At 71.1% G+C, this 21,361-nt stretch carries 17 protein-coding genes and 1 riboswitch; of the genes, 10 read left to right on the top strand and 7 right to left on the bottom strand.

Going from position 1 to position 21,361, the window contains the following annotated elements:
* Window positions 1-18: 18 nt before the first annotated feature.
* Entirely contained in the window at window positions 19-399 is a 381-nt protein-coding gene (locus tag ACFZDL_RS40055) for a phage holin family protein (protein ID WP_353590152.1), read from the bottom strand.
* Window positions 400-465: 66 nt separating this feature from the next.
* On the opposite strand from ACFZDL_RS40055, the gene ACFZDL_RS40050 reads away from it, so the two are divergent.
* The 3 genes from ACFZDL_RS40050 to ACFZDL_RS40040 all read left to right on the top strand — a co-directional run bounded on the left by ACFZDL_RS40050 (window position 466) and on the right by ACFZDL_RS40040 (window position 2,164).
* Window positions 466-783, top strand: coding sequence for a cupin domain-containing protein (locus tag ACFZDL_RS40050; protein WP_014177917.1), 318 nt, complete (start codon window positions 466-468; stop codon window positions 781-783).
* A gap of 157 nt (window positions 784-940) precedes the next feature.
* Window positions 941-1,159, top strand: a complete 219-nt coding sequence (locus ACFZDL_RS40045) for a DUF5326 family protein (protein ID WP_353590153.1) — start codon at window positions 941-943, stop codon at window positions 1,157-1,159.
* A 567-nt stretch (window positions 1,160-1,726) separates the two neighbouring features.
* Window positions 1,727-2,164, top strand: coding sequence for an SsgA family sporulation/cell division regulator (locus ACFZDL_RS40040; RefSeq protein ID WP_353590154.1), 438 nt, complete (start codon window positions 1,727-1,729; stop codon window positions 2,162-2,164).
* On the opposite strand, the gene ACFZDL_RS40035 is transcribed toward ACFZDL_RS40040, so the two are convergent.
* Window positions 2,152-3,507, bottom strand: a complete 1,356-nt coding sequence (locus ACFZDL_RS40035; RefSeq protein ID WP_353590155.1) for a YibE/F family protein — start codon at window positions 3,505-3,507, stop codon at window positions 2,152-2,154. The two genes, ACFZDL_RS40040 and ACFZDL_RS40035, sit on opposite strands and share 13 nt — an antisense overlap.
* Window positions 3,508-3,576: 69 nt before the next feature.
* A riboswitch (TPP riboswitch) is annotated at window positions 3,577-3,719 on the top strand.
* Here ACFZDL_RS40035 and thiC point away from each other — a divergent pair.
* Window positions 3,713-5,497 carry a phosphomethylpyrimidine synthase ThiC gene (gene thiC / locus ACFZDL_RS40030; RefSeq protein WP_353590156.1) on the top strand — a complete coding sequence of 595 codons (1,785 nt, stop codon included), beginning with the start codon at window positions 3,713-3,715 and terminating at the stop codon, window positions 5,495-5,497. Its footprint overlaps the riboswitch before it by 7 nt.
* A gap of 106 nt (window positions 5,498-5,603) precedes the next feature.
* On the opposite strand, the gene ACFZDL_RS40025 is transcribed toward thiC, so the two are convergent.
* Entirely contained in the window at window positions 5,604-6,614 is a 1,011-nt protein-coding gene (locus ACFZDL_RS40025) for a BRO family protein (protein ID WP_353590457.1), read from the bottom strand.
* A gap of 252 nt (window positions 6,615-6,866) precedes the next feature.
* Between ACFZDL_RS40025 and ACFZDL_RS40020 the strand changes: the two genes are divergently transcribed.
* Window positions 6,867-7,421 carry a TIGR03086 family metal-binding protein gene (locus ACFZDL_RS40020; protein WP_353590157.1) on the top strand — a complete coding sequence of 185 codons (555 nt, stop codon included), beginning with the start codon at window positions 6,867-6,869 and terminating at the stop codon, window positions 7,419-7,421.
* Here the strand turns inward: ACFZDL_RS40020 and ACFZDL_RS40015 are convergent.
* The 3 genes from ACFZDL_RS40015 to ACFZDL_RS40005 all read right to left on the bottom strand — a co-directional run bounded on the left by ACFZDL_RS40015 (window position 7,418) and on the right by ACFZDL_RS40005 (window position 11,143).
* Entirely contained in the window at window positions 7,418-8,377 is a 960-nt protein-coding gene (locus ACFZDL_RS40015) for a hypothetical protein (protein ID WP_353590158.1), read from the bottom strand. The two genes, ACFZDL_RS40020 and ACFZDL_RS40015, sit on opposite strands and share 4 nt — an antisense overlap.
* Window positions 8,378-8,569: 192 nt before the next feature.
* On the bottom strand, window positions 8,570-9,811 hold the full coding sequence (locus tag ACFZDL_RS40010) for a metallophosphoesterase (protein ID WP_353590159.1): 1,242 nt from the start codon (window positions 9,809-9,811) through the stop codon (window positions 8,570-8,572).
* A gap of 231 nt (window positions 9,812-10,042) precedes the next feature.
* The gene (locus ACFZDL_RS40005; protein WP_353590160.1) at window positions 10,043-11,143 is read right to left on the bottom strand and encodes a LacI family DNA-binding transcriptional regulator; all 1,101 of its coding nucleotides are present in this window, start codon (window positions 11,141-11,143) and stop codon (window positions 10,043-10,045) included.
* Between the two features lie 515 nt (window positions 11,144-11,658).
* On the opposite strand from ACFZDL_RS40005, the gene hisC reads away from it, so the two are divergent.
* From hisC to ACFZDL_RS39980, 5 genes are all read left to right on the top strand, one after another.
* Window positions 11,659-12,738 carry a histidinol-phosphate transaminase gene (hisC, locus tag ACFZDL_RS40000; protein WP_353590161.1) on the top strand — a complete coding sequence of 360 codons (1,080 nt, stop codon included), beginning with the start codon at window positions 11,659-11,661 and terminating at the stop codon, window positions 12,736-12,738.
* Window positions 12,739-12,950: 212 nt separating this feature from the next.
* Window positions 12,951-14,555, top strand: coding sequence for a cytochrome ubiquinol oxidase subunit I (locus ACFZDL_RS39995; RefSeq protein ID WP_353590162.1), 1,605 nt, complete (start codon window positions 12,951-12,953; stop codon window positions 14,553-14,555).
* A gap of 19 nt (window positions 14,556-14,574) precedes the next feature.
* Window positions 14,575-15,582 carry a cytochrome d ubiquinol oxidase subunit II gene (gene cydB / locus ACFZDL_RS39990; RefSeq protein WP_353590458.1) on the top strand — a complete coding sequence of 336 codons (1,008 nt, stop codon included), beginning with the start codon at window positions 14,575-14,577 and terminating at the stop codon, window positions 15,580-15,582.
* Between the two features lie 22 nt (window positions 15,583-15,604).
* Window positions 15,605-19,252, top strand: coding sequence for a thiol reductant ABC exporter subunit CydD (cydD, locus tag ACFZDL_RS39985; RefSeq protein WP_391193759.1), 3,648 nt, complete (start codon window positions 15,605-15,607; stop codon window positions 19,250-19,252).
* Window positions 19,253-19,565: 313 nt separating this feature from the next.
* On the top strand, window positions 19,566-20,321 hold the full coding sequence (locus ACFZDL_RS39980) for a hypothetical protein (protein ID WP_353590164.1): 756 nt from the start codon (window positions 19,566-19,568) through the stop codon (window positions 20,319-20,321).
* Window positions 20,322-20,415: 94 nt separating this feature from the next.
* Here the strand turns inward: ACFZDL_RS39980 and ACFZDL_RS39975 are convergent, their stop codons facing one another.
* On the bottom strand, window positions 20,416-21,309 hold the full coding sequence (locus ACFZDL_RS39975) for a Cof-type HAD-IIB family hydrolase (RefSeq protein WP_353590165.1): 894 nt from the start codon (window positions 21,307-21,309) through the stop codon (window positions 20,416-20,418).
* Between the last annotated feature and the right edge of the window lie 52 nt (window positions 21,310-21,361).

The raw sequence follows: 21,361 nt of genomic DNA, 5'->3' as shown, positions 1-21,361 counted from the left end.
CATCATGCTCGACGGCGCTCAGTCCTTGTCGTCGGGCAGGACGACGTGCAGGGCCCAGGAGACGATGGAGATGATCAACGCGCCGATCACGGCCGTCCCGAAGCCCTCGACATGGAAGGCCAGGTCGAGCTTGTCGGCCAGCCAGGAGGTCAGCAGCAGCATCAGGGCGTTGATCACCAGGGTGATCAGCCCGAGGGTGAGTATGAACAGCGGAAACGCCAGCAGTTTGACCACTGGCTTGACCACGACGTTCACCAGGCCGAACACGAGCGCCACAAGAATGAGCGTGATCGCCTTGCGGCCGGTGTTCTCACCGGTCAGCGTGATGTCCTTGAGGAGCCAGATGGCCACCCAGAGGGCGCCCGCGTTGGCGATCGTCTTGACGAGAAGATTCTTCATGGTTGAGATCGTCGCAGAACAGGCCCCGCGCTGGGCAGGGCCGGGGAGCAAGGGGCGGAGAGGCGAATGAAGGCGTTCCGGCTGGATGAGCTGGAGGCGGAGCGGGCCGCGAACGACGGCGCGTATCTGCAGTTCCTGCGCGAGCGGAACATGTCCGTCGGGCTGTACGCGCTGGACGCGGGCCAGACCGATCCGCAGCAGCCGCACGGCCAGGACGAGGTGTACCTGGTGGTGAGCGGGCGGGCGTCGATCACGGTGGGCATGGAGACCACACAGGTGGCGCGCGGCAGCGTGGTGTACGTACCGGCCGGTGTGGCACACAAGTTCCACCACATCACCGAGGACCTGCGGGTCATGGTCGTCTTCTCTCCGCCTGAGAGCTGATGCGCGCGTCCCGCGTCCCGTAGGGGTTCGGTCAGGGGAGGACGGGGGACGCGGGACCTGTGTTCGCTTGTCGGCCGTCCTAGCATCGAAGAGGGGATCGGGCCGGCGGCAAGGCCGGCCCGTACCGACTCGCTCAGCGAAGAAAGCAGGGACCGACGTGGCGACGAAGGGCATATTTCAGGGCTTGCCGTGGTGGGTGACATGGGTCGCCGTTCCGATCCTCGTGCTGGCCGTCTTCGGCGGCCTGATCATGAACGTGGTCGGGTTCGTGGTCGGTCTGGTCTTCAAGGCGCTGCTGCTGGTGGCGCTCGTCGCCGGTCTGATCTACCTCGTGCGGAAGTTCAGCTCGTCCTCGTCGTCCCGCGGCGACTGGTGACCCCGCGGCGACTGGTGACCCCGCGGCGACTGGTGACCCCGCGCCGCGGGTGCGCCGCAGCGGGCCTGGGGTACGCCGCGTGGGGGATACGCGCGATCCAAACCTCAGCTTGACGGCACCGTTCCGGTTAGAGTTCGAGTGCTCGACGTCTCCCGTTCCGGGCGTCTGCCTCGCAACACACCCCGGGGGTGCCTGTTGACGAAAGCGAACTTGGCCGCGGCCGGTGAACCGGCTTTGAACTCCCACGTCATAGGCCGGCGCCGCCCCGCCCGGCCCGGCGAGCGGATCCCACTCGCCCGCGCCCGCCTCCTCGATCGCAGCCGCGCGGACAGCCGCGGCAACTCTGGCCATTTCCAGTCCCTCACATGAGGCAAACCGACTCCGCCCCGCAGTCGAGTCGCTACGCTCCAGAGTCGGCCGAGATATCAGCTCCCTCCCAATCCCTATCAATATCTGAAAATTCACTTCTTGTGGCCCGCTGGAGGTAGGCGGACCACGGCGTCAAGAGGCCAGGCCGTTCAAACCTGGCCATTCGCAATCAACTCGGGGCGGCGAACGATGCGTGACATGCGCGACACAGTCCAGGCAGAAGTGACGATGACCTTCCTGGTCTCCCAGGACCTCTCCTTCCGGATCCCGGTCGAGCTGGCCTACGACAGCAGCGACCCGTACGCAGTCGAGATCACCTTCCATCTGCCCGGCGACGCGCCCGTCAGCTGGGCCTTCGCCCGGGAGTTGCTGCTGGACGGGTTGAGCAAACCCTCGGGCGAGGGCGATGTGCGCATCGCCCCGGCCTCACCGGAGGGGCTTTCGGACGTCTTCATCAGACTCCAGGTGGGGGCCGAGCGGGCGCTGTTCCGGGCCGGTGCCGCGCCGCTGGTGGCCTTCCTGGACCGTACGGACCGGGTGGTTCCGTTCGGTCAGGAGCAGGCGGCCTGCGACCCGGTCGGCGACCTGGACGCGGAGCTGGACCGGATCCTCGCGGAGGACCGTTACGCCGGCTGACGCCCGCGCGCCCGACGCCGCCGCCCGCGCCCGCCCCGGCCCCCGTGGCCACCCGGCTCCGCGCCGCCCTGTGGCGCGCGGTCCGCGGAGACCACGAGCGCGGCAAGCGCGGTGGTCACCGGCACCGAGGCGACGAGGCCGATGCTGCCCACGAGCGTCCGTACGATCTCCTCCGCGACGATCTCGCTCGTCGCGACCGTCCCCACTCCGCTGTCCGCGATCGAGAACAGGAGCAGCAGCGGCAGCGAGGCACCCGCGTACGCGAGCACCAGGGTGTTCACGACGGACGCGATATGGTCCCGCCCGATGCGCATCGCGGCCGCGTACAGCTTGCGCCAGCCCGCCGTGGGGTCAGCCTCCCTGAGCTCCCACACCGCGGAGGTCTGGGTGACGGTCACATCGTCCAGTACACCCAACGATCCGATGATCACCCCGGCCAGCAGCAGACCGCGGATCTCGATGTTCGGATAGAGGCCGTGGACCAGCCCCGTCTGGTCGTCGGTGTTGCCCGTCAGGCTCGCCCAGCCGATGAACAGCGAGCCCAGCAGGCCGATCAGCAGCAGCGAGATGAGCGTGCCGAGCACGGCGACGGACGTACGGGCCGTCAGCCCATGGCACATGTACAGCGCGATGAGCATGATCGCGCTGCCCCCGATCACCGCGACGACCAGCGGGTTGGAGCCGTCGAGGATCGCCGGGAGGATGAACAGCGTCAGCACCCCGAAGCTGACCGCGAGCGCCACCAGCGCGAAGACGCCGCGCAGCCGTCCGACGGCCACGACCGCGAGCGCGAACAGCCCGGCGAGCAGCGCCATGGGCAGCGTCCGGTCGACATCGGAGACGGAGTACTGAAGATTCTTCGGCGCCTTGGGCGCGTACGCCAGCTTCAGCTTCTGCCCGGCGGAGAACTTACGGGACGCGTTCGGCTGCACGATCTCCTCGAATGTGCGGCCCTTGTCCTTCCCTGATGTGACCTCGATGGTCGCCTTCTCGCAGATGGTCTTCTTGCCGGGTCCCCCGGCCGCGCCCCCCTGCTCCGCGGCCGCCTGGCCCGGCTCGGTGGGCTGCTGCGGCTGGGCGTTGACATCGGCACAGTTGACCTCCTCGACCTTCACCACCCGCCCGGCCACGGTCTGCTGGTCGAAGCCGAGCCCGCTGCGCTCATGGGCCTTGTGGTCGGGCGTGCCCCCCGGCCACAGCACGATCAGGCCGGCGACGACGGCCACGGTGAACGGGATGAGCACCGCCGCGATGACCTTGCGCAGATGGGTGGAGACGGGCGTGGCTGGGCCATGGCTGTGCGAATGGCCGTGGGCATGGCTCTGCTGCGGTGTCGAGGTCACCGTCAGATCATCGCAAGAGCGAGGGCCCTCTGTTCATCGCCGCAGGAGAACCGTTAGCGTGGGTGACACCTTTGCAATCGCGGGAGCTCGGAGCACCGGGCTGAGAGGGCGCTGATGGTGACGGCCCGGGGATGACCCCGGGCTCCATGCTGCGCCGACCGCTGAACCTGTTACCGGGTAATGCCGGCGTAGGGAGTGGGTCTCAATGACTCTGCAGGATGCACGCACGCCCGAAAAGCGCACGCAGTCCGATACGGGCTCCGCCCGGGGCGGCTGGCATAAGGGATATGTCACCGGCTCGCGGCCGGACCTCCGGGTCCCGGTCCGCCGAGTGCACCTCACCAATGGCCAGGACGTCACGCTGTACGACACCTCCGGCCCGTACACCGACCCCCAGATCGAGACAGATGTCCGCCGCGGCCTCGCGCCGCTGCGGCAGAACTGGATCCTCGCCCGCGGCGACACCGAGGAGTACGCGGGCCGCCCCGTCCGCCCCGAGGACGACGGCATCAAGCACACCTCGCCGCGCGGCGGGCTGCGCAACCTCGACGCGGTCTTCCCCGGCCGCCCCCGCCAGCCCCGCCGGGGCCGGGACGGCGCCGCCGTGACCCAGCTCGCGTACGCCCGCCGCGGCGAGGTCACCGCGGAGATGGAGTACGTGGCGCTCCGCGAGAACGTCTCTCCCGAGGTGGTCCGCGAGGAGATCGCGGCCGGCCGGGCGGTCCTCCCGGCCAACGTCAACCATCCGGAGATCGAGCCGATGATCATCGGCAAGCGATTCCTGGTGAAGGTCAACGCCAACATCGGCAACTCCGCCGTCACCTCCTCCATCGAGGAGGAGGTCGAGAAGATGACCTGGGCGACCCGCTGGGGCGCCGACACGGTCATGGACCTCTCCACCGGCCGCAACATCCACACCACCCGCGAATGGGTGCTGCGCAACTCCCCCGTCCCCATCGGCACGGTGCCGCTCTACCAGGCCCTGGAGAAGGTCGACGGCAAGGCCGAGGAGCTGACCTGGGAGATCTACAAGGACACCGTCATCGAACAGGCCGAGCAGGGCGTCGACTACATGACGGTGCACGCGGGCGTACGACTGCCGTACGTCCCGCTGACCGCCCGCCGCAAGACCGGCATCGTCTCGCGCGGCGGCTCCATCATGGCGGCGTGGTGCCTGGCCCACCACAAGGAGTCGTTCCTCTACACCCACTTCGAGGAGCTCTGCGAGATCCTCGCCGCGTACGACGTCACCTACTCGCTCGGCGACGGACTGCGCCCCGGCTCCATCGCCGACGCCAACGACGAGGCGCAGTTCGCGGAGTTGCGCACGCTCGGCGAACTCAACCGGATCGCCAAGCGGCACAACGTCCAGACGATGATCGAGGGCCCGGGCCATGTCCCGATGCACAAGATCAAGGAGAACGTCGACCTCCAGCAGGAGATCTGCGAGGAGGCCCCCTTCTACACGCTCGGCCCCCTCACCACCGACATCGCCCCCGCCTACGACCACATCACCTCGGGCATCGGCGCGGCGATGATCGCCTGGTGGGGCACGGCGATGCTCTGCTACGTCACGCCGAAGGAGCACCTGGGCCTGCCGGACCGCGACGACGTCAAGACCGGCGTCATCACCTACAAGATCGCCGCCCACGCGGCCGATCTCGCCAAGGGCCACCCCGGCGCCCAGGAGTGGGACGACGCCCTGTCCGACGCCCGCTTCGAATTCCGCTGGGAGGACCAGTTCAACCTGGCCCTCGACCCGGACACGGCCCGCTCCTTCCACGACGAGACGCTTCCGGCGGAACCGGCGAAGACGGCGCACTTCTGCTCCATGTGCGGGCCGAAGTTCTGCAGTATGAAGATCTCCCAGGACATCCGGCGTGAGCACGGGGGCGCCATGGACACGGCCGAGGTGGAGGCCGGGATGGCGGAGAAGTCGAAGGAGTTCGCGGCGGCGGGTAATCGCGTATATCTGCCGATCGCGGACTGAGTGGCGGTAATGTGCGGGGGGCCCGAAGCCGCAACTTCGGATTGCGACTTCGGGCCCTCGTGCCGTGCTGGGGCCGGGCTACTTCACGTGGACTACTTCACGTGGACTACTTCAGGACGTACACCGGAGCGCCGTCCGGGGTCAGCCCGGTCTGCCGGATGCAGCCGCGCTTCTGCAGCATGCGCAGGGCGTCATGCACGCGGTGCTCGGTGAGCCCGGTCTTGGACGCGATGGTGCTCAGCGGGTACAGGCATTCGCCCTGGTCGATGATCGCGGGCAGGATGTGCAGGGCCACGGCCCAGATATCGGCGGTGATCACGAGGTTGCGCTCGCGCCACTCGGCGATCACCGAGGCCGGTGTCATGGGGGTCGGCGCGGGCAGATCCCGCTGGCGTGTGCTGTCTCCGATGTCCCCGAAGCGGTCAGCGAGCCGGTTGATCGCCATGGGGATCTCGCTCATGTACTGCATCAGCACATGGACTGCGGTCTGCCCGGCGGTGAACGACTCCCGCTGGACGGCGGTGGACTCGCGGATCGCCTCGATCATCTCGCGCTGAACGCGCTCCGCGTCGCGCTGCGCTTCCCGCTGTGTCTTGGCGACCTCCTTCTGTGCCTCCACGGACTTCCGCATCATCTCGACGCTCTCGCGGCGCAGTTCCTGGGCCTCGCGCTGCATGGCGAGCATCTGCGCGTCCATGTCGAGGTTGTGCTCCTCGAGCCGGACGATGGCGTCGGCGACCTCCTTCGGCATGGCGTAGGCGGTCGGGGCGTCCGGGGCCGTGGGCTGTACTTCGGCCTTTTCGAGCTCGTACGAACCGTGCCGCTGGATGGAGACCACGACCTCGGTCACCCAGTTCTTGAAGGGTTCGGACTCCGGCTTGGTGCAGCCGTTGACCAGCCGGATGAGGCCGGGCAGACTCACCATGCGCATAGACTTTTTGAGCCCGTGACCTGCAATATTGCGCGAACTATCACTCCCATAGACGCTTTGCGCAAGCTCTTCGAGACTTACGCGCCAGTCTTCGGGGACGTGCCAGATAAGCGCCTGACGGGTGTTCGTGTAGCCCAGGTCTTTGGCCACATCCACTGCCGGGAACCAGTGGGTCCCATCGGGCATCGTGAGTCGCCGTACGCGGGCTCCGGTCGCCGCGAAAACGAAGTCGTTGATGTTGATCGCGTCCTGCTTGCCCGCCGGGTTCGGCGGGGTGTTCTGTGTGCTCACGGGAGCATCACCTCCATGCCGGACGTTATGGATCCCGATGGGCAAACAACCCACGATTAAGGGCGAGTTCGCTCAAAAGGTGGGGAGTGAACCATTCCGCTGGCGCGAGATCACCGACCCTGAACGACGACCCCTGGAGCAGCCTCGATGGACAACCGACACGCACTACGCGTCGTCAACGCCCAGTTCGCCGACATACTCGGCAAGGCGAAGGAGGAGGACTGGGAGCTGCCCACTCCCTGCAGTGAGTGGACCATCCGCGACCTGGTGCGCCATGTGATCGCCGGGCACGTCATGGCGACCTCCCTCCTGACGGGGGAGGAAGTCGTCGCCGCGCCCGGTGACACCGTCGAGGTGTGGGCGGCGCGGGTGGAGTGGGCGGCGGAGGGGGAGGGGGCGTTGGAGCGGATGGTGCGGCATCCGGTGTTCGGGGAGTTGAGCGGGGACGCCGCCGTGATGATCCGCTGGGGGGATGTCTGCGTGCACGCCTGGGATCTCGCCCAGGCCCTCGGTGTGGATTTCACGCCGGAGCCGGGGCTGGCCGAGGCCGCGCTGGAATGGCTGGTGCCGCTCGGTCCGGGCCTCGGCGCCTCGGGGATGTTCGGGGAGGGTGCCGATCCAGGGCCCGGGGCCGATGCCTTCGCTCGGGTGCTCGCCATCACCGGGCGGGGTGCTCGGCCGGCGGGCCGGCCGATCGCCTAGTCCGGCTGGTGTTCCGGATCGCCGTAGTCCGGGCTGGTGAAGTCCGGGCTGGTGAAGCGGGGGCGGGTCTTGGGGACGTCGCCCTTCGTGGAGAAGCCGGGGCGGCTGTAGCCGAGGTGGGGGGTGCGGCCGACGGCCTCGGACCGGGTGGGGACGTAGGTCGAGGAGGGGCGCGTCGGGGAGGAGGCGGGGGGCGGGGCCGGGGAGGTGTGGGAGCCGTCGGCGGCCGCCGGGTCGGCGAGCGCGTCGCGCAGGAAGGGCACCACGCCGCGCTCAAGCAGCGCCAGTCGCCAGGCCTCTCTGGTGCGGTCCACCTCTTCGCGTTGCGCGCTGCGCGCGCTGCCCCGGATCGCGCCGGTGCCGTTGCGCATCGCGGTGAGCAGGAGGCCGACGGCGGCGATCAGCAGGCCCGCGGCGGTGAGCGCGGCGAACAGCCAGCCCGCGGTGACCATCGGCTGGGCTATCGACGGCGTGGGGTCGAGCAGGTGCAGCAGATAGCCGACGAGGAGGAAGATGACCGCCGCGGTGCCGGCCAGGACCGGGGCCAGGACGGAGAGCACGGCGGCGAGACCCGCGCCGGACGCCGCGTCCCCCACCGCGGTGGCGAACCCGCCCGCGGTCGTCACCTCGCCCGCCGCGCCGTTCTCCGCCGCGTCCGCGGCCGGGAACGCGTTGTCGCCGATCGTGTCGGGGGCGACGGTGTCGGGCCAGCCGGACGGCGCCGGCTGGCGCAGCTTCTCACGGGCGGTCACATAGTCGTGGTATTCGTCGGCCGCGCACGCCGCGATGGCGGCCGCGGCGTTCATCGCCATGGTGCGCAGCTGCTCGCTGTTGAGCCGCTGCCCGACGCCGCTGAGATTCGCGCGGCGGTCCGCGGTACGCAGCGCCTCGTCGAGAACCCGCTCGAACTCCGGGCGGTCCTCGATCAGCAGGTGCGGAGCGCTGTTCATGTGCATCCCCCGATGCTCCGTAGGGCCTTGATGCCGGCTGTCACCGGGCAGTGGGGCGGAAACGGAGGAGAGCCTGCTACGGATAAGCCGATGGTAGAGCCGATCCGGCGCGGGGTGACAGTAGGTTTCCCGAATTCGCTCCGCGTCGGTGAAACTGTCTATCTTCCCCGCGCGGCGTGGTATGAACCCTCAAAATCCTCAGTCATTCAGCGGAAGTTGGACGACCAGCAGCTTTCCGGCCATCGTGACACCGCCGTCCATGGCGACGGCGAGGTTGTCCGCGTAGATGTGCGGGCCCTCGACGGTCGGCGCGCCGCCGTCCTCGTCGTCCTCGGAGCCGACCTCGCCGAGCAGATACGGAATCGGGCTGTGTCCGTGGACGATGCGCTGTCCGCCGTAGGTGTCGAGCAGTTCGCGGACGGCCAGGGGGCCGGCGTCCTCGTCGCGGAAGGCGAAGCGCTTGGTGAACTTGCGGAACAGGTCCCAGCACTCGTCGGCGTCGCTGCGCTGCAGCGTCTCGGTCACGGTGTCGTTGACGGCCTCGATGGAGTCGCCGTATTCGAGGTACGCGGTGGTGTCGGAGTGCACGAGCAGATGGCCGTCCTGCTCGGCCATCGCGTCGAGCCGGGACATCCACTGCAGGTGGTGGTCCTCCAGCCGCTCCATGTCGGTGCGCTGGCCGCCGTTGAGGAGCCAGGCGGCCTGGAACGAGGCGGTGCCGGCGCCGGAGTTGACGGGGGTGTCGCCGAAGCGTTTGGCGCCGATGAGCAGCAGTTCGTGATTGCCCATCAGGGCCTTGCAGTAGCCGCCGGCGGCCGCGGCCTCGGCGGAGAGCTGCATGACGAGGTCGATGACGCCGATGCCGTCGGGTCCGCGGTCGGTGAAGTCGCCGAGGAACCAGAGCCGGGCGTTGCCGGCGGACCAGTTGCCCTTGGCGTCGATCAGCCCCTGGGCGGCCAGCGCCTCGCGCAGTTCGTCGAGGTAGCCGTGGACGTCGCCGACCACGTACAGCGGGCCGGGTCCGTCGGCCTCGGGCGCCTGGGCGCGCTCGGGGTCGGGGACCGGGGTGAGCTCGACGGTCGGGCGGTCCTGCGGGGGCACCAGGGGGGTGTCCGGGAGGGTGTGCCCGGGGCCCATGACCGGCAGGGAGCGCTCGGTGGGCGTGTACTCCGCGGGCCGTGTCGGCGCGAAGGGGGGCGCGGGCGCGGCGGGGGGCGCGGGCTGCGCGGCGGGCGCCGGAGGCGGGGCGGGCTGGGCCGGGTCGCGGGGGACCCGGCCGTGCGGGGCCGCGCCGTGGGACATCCCGCCGTACGGGTTCGGGGCGGGGGGAACCGCGCTGCCCTGGAGCGGGCCGGGCGCGGTGGACGTGCCGTACGCGGGTACGGGCGGGACTGCCGCCGTGGTCCGTGCCGTGGCTCCCAGACCGGCCCCCTGAGTCATCGACCCCTCCACCATCGCGCCGCCGTGCCACCGTGTGGACCATGCCTGGTCGAGGGCGGTCCGTGGTGTCGTCCGCCCATCATAGGAATGACCGTACGGGCTTGTGACGCACCAGGGGGCCGTCAATCGGGGCGCGGTCCCACTTCGACGGTCTTTTATCCCGGATTGGCCCGGTAGGGAAAGCCGATCGGGTTCGGGTGCGTCTCGCGTCATCCTCAAGTCTTCCTCAGGTCAACCCCCGGCACGGCTGCGCGGCGCGCTCACCGTGGTGCGTGGCGGACGCCGTTGGGAGGACGTCCGCACGATCAGTTCGGTGGGTATGACCCGCTCGACGGGATGCTCGGCGCACGGTCCCTCGATGGCGTCGATCAGGAGCTGCACGGCGGCGGTGCCGATCCGGCGGGGCTTGAGGGAGAGGGTGGTGACGGGCGGCTCGGTGGTGCGGTAGATCGCGGACTCGCTGCAGCACACCAGCAGCAGGTCGTCGGGGACCCGCAGACCGTGGCGGCGGGCGGCGGCCAGCAGGTCGGTGCCGTTGGGGTCGAACAGGCCGTAGACGGCGTCGGGGCGGTCGGGGCGGGCCAGCAGGCGGTCGGCGGCGACGGCTCCGGCGCACGGGTCGTGGGCCGGGTACTTCTCGTACACCGGGTCCTGCCCGACCCTGTCGCACCAGTGCAGATAGGCGGTGGTGGACAGCCGGGTGTAGGTGTCGGTGGTGGTGCCGGTGAGCAGTCCGACGCGGCGGGCGCCGGAGTCGGCGAGGTGGTCGAGCAGGCCGAGGACGGCGGCCTCGTGGTCGTTGTCCACCCAGGCGGTGACGGGGAGGGTGCCGGCCGGGCGGCCGTCGCTGACCACGGGGATGCCCTGGCGCAGCAGCTCGGTGACGACGGGGTCGTGGTCGGAGGGGTCGATGACGACGGTGCCGTCGAGGGCGACGTTGGACCACACGTCGTGGCGGGAGGTGGCGGGCAGGATGACGAGGGCGTAGCCGCGGGCCAGCGCGGCGGAGGTGGCGGCGCGCGCCATCTCGGCGAAGTACGCGAATTCGGTGAAGGTGAAAGGTTCATCCCCGTAGGTGGTCACGGTCAGGCCGATGAGGCCGGACTTGCCGGTACGGAGGGTGCGGGCCGCGGCGGAGGGGCGGTAGCCCAGCCGGTCGGCGACCTCGCGGACATGGCGGCGGGTGGCGTCCGGGAGCCGGCCCTTGCCGTTGAGCGCGTCGGAGACGGTCGTGATCGAGACCCCGGCTGCGGCGGCCACGTCCCGGATGCCCGCCCGTCCCAGCCGGCGGCCGGTCGACCGGCTCACCTGGTGCTTCCCTGCTGCTGTCATGGCGAGCCGATAGTAGGGCGAGGGTGGCCCCTTCGCGCTGGGGTACGCTCGGCCCGCCGAAGGCACGTTTCTGCATGAGCGCTATGGCCAATCCCCTTGGAAATCAAGCCAGTTGATGGCCTGGGTGCGGCAGTAGTCGCCTCTGGCATATCCATGCCTGCCGATTGGTCGTTGTCTCGATGAGGTCTCAACTCACCTGCACGGGTGATGCGCGCCAGGGCGCTCGCCACCGGCGCGCGGCAGAAGCGGAACCGCTCCCCCTCAGCTAATGAGCCATCCCGAGCTATGAGCCATCCCGTGCCCAGCCGTACGCCATCCCGCACCCCGGTCGGCCGGCCTGTGCGCCGGTCCTCGCGCCCCGCGCGCCGGGTTTCTCGCGCCCCCCGGGCGCGGGGTCCTGGTACCGCGTGCCCGGGGCTCGCCCGTCGATAGGCCGGGCCCAGGATGCCTCATACAGTGTGAGGTATCGACGTGCGCGGGCGGCGCACGGACGGGACGGTCGAGGAGGAGCCGCGGTGACTGAGAAGAGCCCCAAGCTGCGTGGAGCGCTGGACGGCATTCCGACGTACAAGCCCGGCAAGCCGAGCGCGGCGGGCGGCCCGGCGGCCTTCAAGCTGTCCTCGAACGAGAACCCCTATCCGCCGCTCCCGGGGGTGCTGGAGACCGCGACGGCCGCCGCCGCCTCGTTCAACCGCTATCCCGACATGGCCTGCACCGCCCTGATGGCCGAGCTCGCCGAGCGCTTCGATGTGCCGCCCGAGCACCTGGCCACCGGCACCGGCTCGGTCGGCGTGGCCCAGCAGCTGGTGCAGTCGACGGCCGGGCCCGGCGACGAGGTGATGTACGCCTGGCGGTCCTTCGAGGCATATCCGATCATCACGCAGGTCTCCGGGGCGGCGTCGGTGCGGGTGCCGCTGACCGACGGCGAGGTGCACGACCTTGACGCGATGGCGGAAGCGGTCACCGAGCGCACGCGGCTGATTTTCGTCTGCAACCCCAACAATCCGACGGGCACGGTGGTGGGCCGGGACGGTCTGACCCGCTTCCTCGACCGGGTGCCGTCCGATGTGCTGGTGGTGCTGGACGAGGCGTACATCGAGTTCATCCGGGACGAGCGGGTGCCGAACGGTATCGAGCTGTACCGGGAGCGGCCCAATGTGTGCGTGCTGCGCACCTTCTCCAAGGCGTACGGCCTGGCGGGGCTGCGCGTCGGTTTCGCGATCGCGCATGAGCCGGTCGCGGCCGCACTGCGCAAGACGGCGGTGCCCTTCGGGGTCAGCCAGCTGGCGCAGGACGCGGCGGTGGCCTCGCTGCGCAGCGAGGACGCGCTGCGCGAGCGCGTGGACGCGCTGGTCGCGGAGCGGGCGCGGGTGAGCGAGGCGCTGGTCGGGCAGGGCTGGACGGTGCCCACCTCGCAGGCGAACTTCGTATGGCTGCGGCTGGGGGAGCGCACGGTGGACTTCGCGGCGGCGTGCGAGGCGGCGGGTGTGGTGGTGCGCCCGTTCCCGGGCGAGGGGGTGCGGGTGACGATAGGCGAGGGCGAGGCGAACGACATCTTCCTGCGCGCCGCCGAGGAGTTCCGCAAGGAGTTGTGACGCGCCACGGCCGTCGGCGCCGGGCCACCGCCCGCGACCGGCCGGGATGCCGCGCGGATCTTACCGATACGTTCCGCTTGCGCCCCTTCCACCCCCCGGTGAGAAGGGGCGCAAGCGTGTGCGTATCATAGCTTGTGAATGTGAATACTTTCACAAGCTCCCTTGAGGGGCGCAGGCGAGCCCTGCAGGCAAGACCGTAAGGAGAGATTCCCGTGGATCTGGCTCTGGCGCCGGAGACGCTGGCGCGATGGCAGTTCGGCATCACCACCGTCTACCACTTCCTCTTCGTCCCGCTCACGATTTCTCTCGCGGCCATCACCGCCGGTCTGGAGACGGCCTGGGTCCGCACCGGCAAGGAGAAGTACTTCCACGCGACCAAGTTCTGGGGCAAGCTCTTCCTGATCAACATCGCGATGGGTGTGGTCACCGGCCTCGTCCAGGAGTTCCAGTTCGGCATGAACTGGTCGGACTACTCGCGCTTCGTCGGTGATGTCTTCGGCGCCCCGCTCGCCATGGAGGCGCTGCTCGCCTTCTTCTTCGAGTCCACCTTCATCGGACTGTGGATCTTCGGCTGGGACAAGCTGCCGAAGAAGATCCACTGTGCCTGCATCTGGCTCGTCTCGCTGGGCACCATCCTGTCCTCGTACTTCATCCTCGCCGCCAACTCGTGGATGCAGCACCCGGTCGGCTACGCCATCGACAAGGCCACCGGCAAGGCGCGGCTCACCGACATCTGGGCGGTGCTGACCCAGAACACCACCCTGGTCGTGGTCTTCCACACCCTCGCCGCCGCCTTCCTCACCGGCGCCGCCTTCATGGTGGGCATCGCCTCCTTCCACCTGTGGCGGGCCAAGCGCCGCCAGGACCGCGGCGAGGAACTCGGCGAGAAGCAGAGGAAGCAGATCCCGGCGATGCGCGCCTCGCTGCGCGTCGGTCTGGTCGTCGCCGTGATCGCGGGTATGGGCACCGCGATCAGCGGCGACCAGCTCGGCAAGGTGATGTTCGAGCAGCAGCCGATGAAGATGGCCGCGGCCGAGGCGCTGTGGGACACCCAGGCGCCCGCGCCCTTCTCGGTCTTCGCCGTCGGTGATGTCAGCAAGGGACACAACAGCGTCGAGCTGGAGGTCCCCGGCATGCTCTCGTTCCTCGCGCACAGCAACTTCACCGACTCCGTCCCCGGCATCAATGACGTGGCCGAGCGGGAGGCTGCGGCCTACGGCGGGCAGCCCGAGGACTACATCCCCAGCATCTTCATGACCTACTGGGGCTTCCGGCTGATGATCGGCTTCGGGATGACCTCGTTCGTCGCCGCGCTGATCGGGCTGTGGACGACCCGGCGCAAGAAGTGGCTGTCCCCCGCCTTCCGCACCGGGGAGGACGAGGTGCCGCGGCTCATGCTCACCAAGGAGCGCGAGATGAGCCCCCTGCTGACCAAGTGGTCCTGGCGGATCGGCATCCTGACCATGGGCTTCCCGCTGATCGCCAACTCCTTCGGCTGGATCTTCACCGAGATGGGACGTCAGCCGTGGGTGGTGTACGGGCTGATGAAGACCGCCGACGCGGTCTCCCCCGGCGTCAGCCGCACCGAGGTCCTCATCTCCCTGGGCGTCTTCACGCTGCTGTACGGCGTGCTCGCGGTCGTGGAGGTGCGGCTGCTGACCAAGTACGCCAAGGCCGGTCCGGACATCGACGAGAAGCCGCCGGCCAAGGATCCCCGGCTGCGGCTGCCCTCCGGCGGACCGGGCGCCGGGGCGGCGGGGGAGCAGGACGCCGCCGACGCCGCCGACGCCGACAAGCCGCTGACCTTCGCGTACTGAACCGGAGAGAGCCATGTCACTGCATCTTCACGACGTCTGGTTCGTTCTGATCGCCGTCCTGTGGACCGGGTACTTCTTCCTCGAGGGCTTCGACTTCGGCATCGGCGTGCTGACCAAGCCGCTGGCCCGGAACCGTACGGAACGCCGGGTGCTCATCAACACCATCGGCCCGGTCTGGGACGGCAACGAGGTCTGGCTGATCACGGCGGCCGGGGCGACCTTCGCCGCCTTCCCCGACTGGTACGCCACCCTCTTCAGCGGCTTCTATCTGCCGCTGCTGACCATCCTGGTCTGCCTGATCCTGCGCGGCGTCGCCTTCGAGTACCGGCACAAGCGCCCCGAGGAGCGCTGGCAGCGCAACTGGGAGAACGTGATCTTCTGGTGCTCGCTGCTGCCCGCGTTCCTCTGGGGCGCGATCTTCGCCAACATGGTGCGCGGGGTGCCGATCGGGCCGGACAAGAACTACACCGGCGGCCTTCTCGACCTGGCCAACCCGTACGCCCTGCTCGGCGGGGCGCTCACCCTGGTGCTGTTCACCTTCCACGGCGCCGTGTTCGCCTCGCTCAAGACGGTGGGGGACATCCGGACCCGGGCGCGGCGGTTCGCGGCGGGTCTCGGCCCGGCCGCCGCCGTGCTCGCGGTGGCCTTCCTCGGCTGGACGCAGCACGACAGCGGCAACGGACGGTCGCTGGGCGCGCTGCTGGTCTCGGCGGTCGCGCTGCTCGCGGCGCTGGTGATGAACCGGCGCGGGCGGGAGGGCTGGGCGTTCGCACTGTCCGGGGTGACCATCGCCGCGGCGGTCGCGATGCTCTTCCTCGCCCTCTTCCCGGACGTCATGCCGTCCTCGCTGGACCCGAGGTGGAGCCTGACCGCGGCGAACGCGGCGTCCAGCCCGTACACGCTGAAGATCATGACCTGGATCGCGGCCGTGATGACTCCGCTGGTGATGGCCTACCAGGCGTGGACGTACTGGGTCTTCCGCAAGCGGATCGGCACCCAGCACATCCCCGAGCCGACCGGTCACTGACCCCGCGGGTGGTGTGTTTCACGTGAAACCAGTCGATCCCCGGCTGCTGCGTCACGCCCGGGCGACCCGTCTGTTCCTCGCCGCGTCCGTGGCGTTGGGGCTGGTGTCGGCGGGGCTGGTGGTGGCACAGGCCATGCTGATCGCCGAGGTGGTGGTCGCCGCCTTCGTCCACGGGGCGGCGCCCGGAGAGCTCGGGCGTCCGCTGGCGCTGCTGGCGGCCGTCGCCGTCGGCCGCGCCGTGGTCGCCTGGCTGACCGAACTGGCCGCCCACCGGGCCGGGGCGGCCGTCAAGTCCGAGCTGCGGCTGCGGCTGCTCGCGCATGCGGTGCGGCTGGGGCCCGAGCGGATGGGCTCCGGCCGACCGGGAAACGACCGGCCGGGAAACGACCGGCCGGGGTCCGACCGGCCGGGGCCCGAGCGACCGGGGTCCGAACAGCCGGGGTCCGAGCCGGGCGCGGGTCCGGCCGGTACGGGGGAGCTCACCACCCTGGCCACCCGGGGCATCGACGCCCTGGACGACTACTTCGCCCGCTATCTGCCCCAGCTGGGCCTGGCCGTGGTGGTGCCGGTGGCGGTGCTCGCCCGTATCGTCACCGCCGACTGGCTCTCGGCCCTGATCATCGCCGCCACGCTGCCGCTGATCCCGCTCTTCATGATCCTCATCGGCTGGGCCACCCAGTCCCGGATGGACCGTCAGTGGCGGCTGCTGTCCCGGCTGTCCGGACACTTCCTCGACGTCGTCGCCGGGCTGCCCACCCTCAAGGTCTTCGGCCGCGCCAAGGCCCAGGCCGCGTCGATCCGTGCCATCACCGCCGACTACCGGCGGGCGACGCTGCGCACCCTGCGGCTGGCCTTTCTGTCCTCCTTCGCGCTGGAACTGCTCTCCACCGTCTCGGTCGCCCTCGTCGCGGTCGGCATCGGGATGCGGCTGGTCCACGGCGAGCTGGACCTCTACACGGGGCTGATGGTGCTCGTCCTCGCCCCCGAGGCGTATCTGCCGCTGCGGCAGGTGGGCGCGCAGTACCACGCGGCGGCGGAAGGGCTCGCCGCCGCGGACGAGGTCTTCACCGTCCTCGAACGCGAGCCCAGGGCCACCGGCGCCGAGCCCGCCCCGGACGCCCGGGGCGCGGCGCTGAGCGTGGAGGGGCTGGTGGTCCGCCACCCGGGCCGCGCCGAACCGTCCCTGGCCGAGACCTCGTTCGAGATCCTGCCGGGCGAGACGGTGGCCCTCGTCGGCCCCAGCGGGGCGGGCAAGACCACGCTGCTGAGCGCCCTGCTGGGATTCGCCGAGCCGACCGCGGGCCGGGTGCTGGTCGCGGGGCGGGACCTGGCCTCGTTCGACCTCGACAGCTGGCGCGGCCAGGTCGCCTGGGTGCCCCAGCGGCCGTATCTCTTCGCCGGCACGGTCGCCGAGAACGTACGGCTGGCGCGGCCGGACGCCGATGACGCCGCCGTGCGGGCCGCGCTGCGGGACGCGGGCGCGCTCGGCTTCGTCGACGCGCTGCCGCACGGGGCCGACACCCGCCTCGGCGAGATGGGCGCGGGCCTGTCCGCGGGACAGCGGCAGCGGATCGCGCTGGCGCGCGCGTTCCTGGCCGACCGTCCGGTGCTGCTGCTGGACGAGCCGACCGCCGGCCTGGACGGGGAGACGGAGGCGGCCGTCGTCGAGGCGGTACGGCGGCTGGCCGAGGGCCGTACGGTCCTCCTGGTCGTCCACCGCCCGGCGCTGCTGCCCCTCGCCGACCGCGTGGTGCGGCTGTCCGGCCCCACCGCCGGGCCCAGGGTCCCGGCCCCGCGCGCCGTTCCGGTGGACGGCTCCCACCAAGGCGCCGACCGTGAGGTGGCGGCCCCCGACGCCCCGCCGACGCCGGAAGCGGACCGGGAGCGCCGCTCGCCGCTCGCGTGGGTGCGGACGTCGGCGCGCGCCTGGCGGGGGCGGTTCGCGCTCGCGCTGCTGCTCGCGACCCTCGCCCTGGGCAGCGCCGTCGGGCTGATGGCCGTCTCCGGGTGGCTGATCTCGCGCGCTTCGCAGCAGCCTCCCGTGCTCTATCTGATGGTCGCGGTCACCGCGACCCGGGCGTTCGGGATCGGCCGGGCGGTCTTCCGCTACGCCGAGCGCCTGGTCTCGCACGACGCCGTGCTGCGGGTGCTGGCCGAGCTGCGGGTCGCGGTGTACCGCAGGCTGGAGCGGCTGGCGCCGGTCGGGCTGAAGGACGCCCGGCGTGGCGATCTGCTCTCCCGGCTGGTCGCCGATGTGGACGCGCTGCAGGACTACTTCCTGCGCTGGCTGCTGCCCGTCGGCGCCGCGCTGGCCGTGGGCGTGGCCTCCGTCGGCGTCACCGGACTGCTGCTGCCGGAGGCGGGCGCCGTGCTGGCGGCCGGCCTTCTGGTGGCGGGGATCGTGGCGCCCCTCGTCTCCGGGGCGTTGGCCCGCCACGCGGAGCGCCGGCTGGCCCCGGCGCGCGGCGCGCTGTCGGCGCAGGTCGTCGATCTGCTCACCGGAACCGCCGAGTTGACCGTCGCCGGTGCGCTGCCGCGCAGGCTGGACGAGGTGCGCCGCGCCGACGGCCGGCTCACCGGGATCGCCCGGCGGGCCGCGGCCGCCACCGGCGTGGGCGCCGGACTGTCCGCGCTGGTCTGCGGGCTGACCGTGGCCGCCTCGGCGTTCGTCGGTGTGCGGGCGGTGGCCGACGGCCGGCTCGACGGGGTGTGGCTGGCCGTCGTGGTGCTCATGCCACTCGCCGCGTTCGAGGCGGTCGCGGGGCTGCCGCTGGCGGTGCAGCACCGCCAGCGGGTGCGGCGGGCCGCGCGGCGGGTGTACGACGTGGTGGACGAGGCACCCGAGCAGGGCCCGGCCCCGGCGGCCACGGAGGCCCCGCAGGGGACGTACCCCCTGGTGCTGAGCGGGATCTCGGCGCGGTATCCGGGGCGGTCCGAACCCGCCCTGGACGGGTTCGACCTGGAGCTGCGCCCGGGCCGCCGGGTCGCCGTCGTCGGCCCGTCCGGCTCGGGCAAGACCACCCTCGCCCATGTGCTGCTCCGCTTCCTGGACCCGAGGTCGGGCACGTACACCCTCGCGGGCCGCGACACCGCGGCCATGGACCCCGACGCGGTACGGCGATCGGTGGGGCTGTGCGCCCAGGACGCGCATATCTTCGACAGCTCGCTGCGCGAGAACCTCCGCCTGGCCCGCACCGACGCGAGCGACGGCGAGCTGCGCGAGGCGCTGGCCGCGGCCCGGCTGCTGGAGTGGGTGGACGGGCTGCCCGACGGCCTGGACACGCTGGTCGGCGAGTCGGGCGCGCGGCTGTCGGGCGGGCAGCGGCAGCGGCTCGCCCTGGCCCGCGCGCTGCTCGCGGACTTCCCGGTGCTGGTGCTCGACGAGCCCGCCGAGCACCTGGACCTGCCGACGGCCGACGCGCTGACGGCCGATCTGCTGTCCGCCACACGGGGCCGTACGACCGTGCTGATCACCCATCGGCTGGCCGGTCTGGAGGCGGTCGACGAGGTGATCGCGCTCGACGCGGGCCGGGCCGTGCAGCGCGGGGCTTACACCCAACTCGCCGAGGCGGACGGGCCGTTCCGGAGGATGCTGGAGCGCGAGGCCGCGGAGGGCCGGGCCCTGGTGGCCGCTGCTCCCCCGGTCGGGGCCGCGGCGCGGACCAGATGACTTTTCACGAAGGACGGTTTACGCGGCGGCCTCGACGGCCCGGGTGAGGCCTGCGCCGACCGGGAGTTAGGCCGGTCAGGGCAACTCCTCACCTGGGCGGGCCAACTATCGCTGCGTCAGCATGCGAACCCCGCTATCGGGCAGTGGGATGAGCTTCGCGGGCCGTTTGGTCAGCTTGTCAGCTTGGCAGCTTGTCCTCTTACCGTCCCATCGCACTCCGCGACAGTTGTTGGCCCGACGCGGGGAAGGAAGTCATCACGTGAACAGCCAGAGCGCAACCTCCAAACGATCCCGGACGCGCTACCGGGCCGTCTTGGCCGCCGCAGTGAGCGCAGTGGCCCTGGGCAGCCAATTGCTGACCGCGGCCCCCGCCGCCATCGCGGACGAGAGCCCCCTGGACGGTCGCCCCAATCCGCCCAGACCGCCGCAGTACCCCACCGTCCTGCACGGCGTGCGGGAGTTCACCGCGAACGGGACCTTCACGCCTCCCCCGGGCGTGACCTCGGTACACGTCCAGGCCTGGGGCGCCGGCGGTGGCGGCGGCGGTGGCGGTGGCGGCGCCACCCCGACCGGTACCGGTGTCGGCGGCAACGGCGGTGGCGGCGGCGCCGGTGGCTTCACCTGGTGCGTCATCCCGGTCCAGGCCCTGCAGAGCTACACGGTGAACCTGGGTACCGCCGGTACCGTCGGTACCGCCGGGCCCATCGGTGTCAACGGTGGCAACGGCGGCACCGGTGGCACCACGAGCGTGATCGCTCCCAGCAGCACCACTCTCCTCAGCGCCACCGGCGGCGCCGGTGGCCTCCACGGTAACGCCGGGGTGGGCGCCACCAATGGCGCCGACGGTGCGGGCGGCGCCGGCGGCACGGGCTTCTGCTCCACGGGCGGTGTGAACCGGACCGGCGACAGCGGCCAGACCGGAGACGGGGGCGGCGAAGAGGTCGACGGCATCGTCGACCCGCCCGGGATCAGGGGCGAGGGCGGCGACGGCGGCGTGGGTGGCGCGGCCAATGCGCCCGGCACGGCGGGCAACCCCGGGGGCGCCGGATACGCCGTCTTCTTCTGGTAAACCGATTCGGATCGATTCGGGTCGTACCGCATTCGGGCTCGTGGAACCGCCCTCCGGCCGCATGGCCGGGGGGCGATCCGCCCCGGCCCGGGCCTCAGCCTTCCTGGATCTCCTCCAGGATCCGTTCGATGACGGCCGCGACGCCGTCCTCCTCGTTGCTCGCGGTGTGGCTGGTGGTCGACGACAGCACGTGCGGGTGGGCGTTGGCCATCGCGTACGAGGTGCCCGCCCAGGCCAGCATGTCCAGGTCGTTGGGCATGTCGCCGAACGCCACGACCTCCTCGGGGGCGATGCCCCGCCGGGCGCAGCACCGGGCCAGGGTGCTGGCCTTGCTCACCCCGAGTCCGCTGATCTCCAGCAGGGCGGTCGGGCTGGAGCGGGTGAAGTCGCCGTGTGCCCCCGCCACCGCCCGGCCCAGCTCCAGAAAGGCGTCGGGCGCCATGGCGGGGTGGTGGGCGAGCAGCTTGAGGACCGGCGTACCGCCGCATTCGCCGTCCTCGTCCAGCAGCTTCTCGGCGGCGGCGATCACCGCGCTCGGGTCTCGGCTGAAGGGCGGGTAGTCCGGCTCGTACGCGATGCCCTCGGTGCGCTCGACCGCGAAGGAGGTGCCGGGGGCCGCGCCGCGCAGCGCCTCCACGACGGCCAGCGCCCGGTCCACGGGCAGCGGGCGCGCCTCGAGCAGCCGGCCGCCGTCGTGCAGATCGACGACGGCCGCGCCGTTGGCGCAGATGGCCAGGCCGTGGCCGTGTACATGTTGGCTGACCACGCCCATCCAGCGGGCCGGCCGGCCGGTGACGAAGAACACCTCGATACCCGCACGCTCCGCCGCGGCAAGGGCGGCGACGGTGCGGTCCGAGACCGTTTTGTCATTGCGCAACAGGGTGCCGTCGAGGTCGGTGGCGACCAGCCGGGGCCGGGGGGTGGTGGAGTGGGATCTGCCTGCGGCCGGGGTCTCGGACTGCTCGGTTGCTGGAGTCACGGCACCCATCCTCCCGCATATGCCGCGCACGAGTGCCTTCAGGCTGGCCTAGGCTCGGTGG

The sequence above is a fragment of the Streptomyces sp. NPDC007917 genome, from assembly GCF_042959105.1.
In the GTDB taxonomy this organism is placed as follows: domain Bacteria; phylum Actinomycetota; class Actinomycetes; order Streptomycetales; family Streptomycetaceae; genus Streptomyces.
The sequence above is the reverse complement of the archived record's forward strand: the minus strand, read 5'-3'. Positions and strand labels throughout refer to the sequence as shown.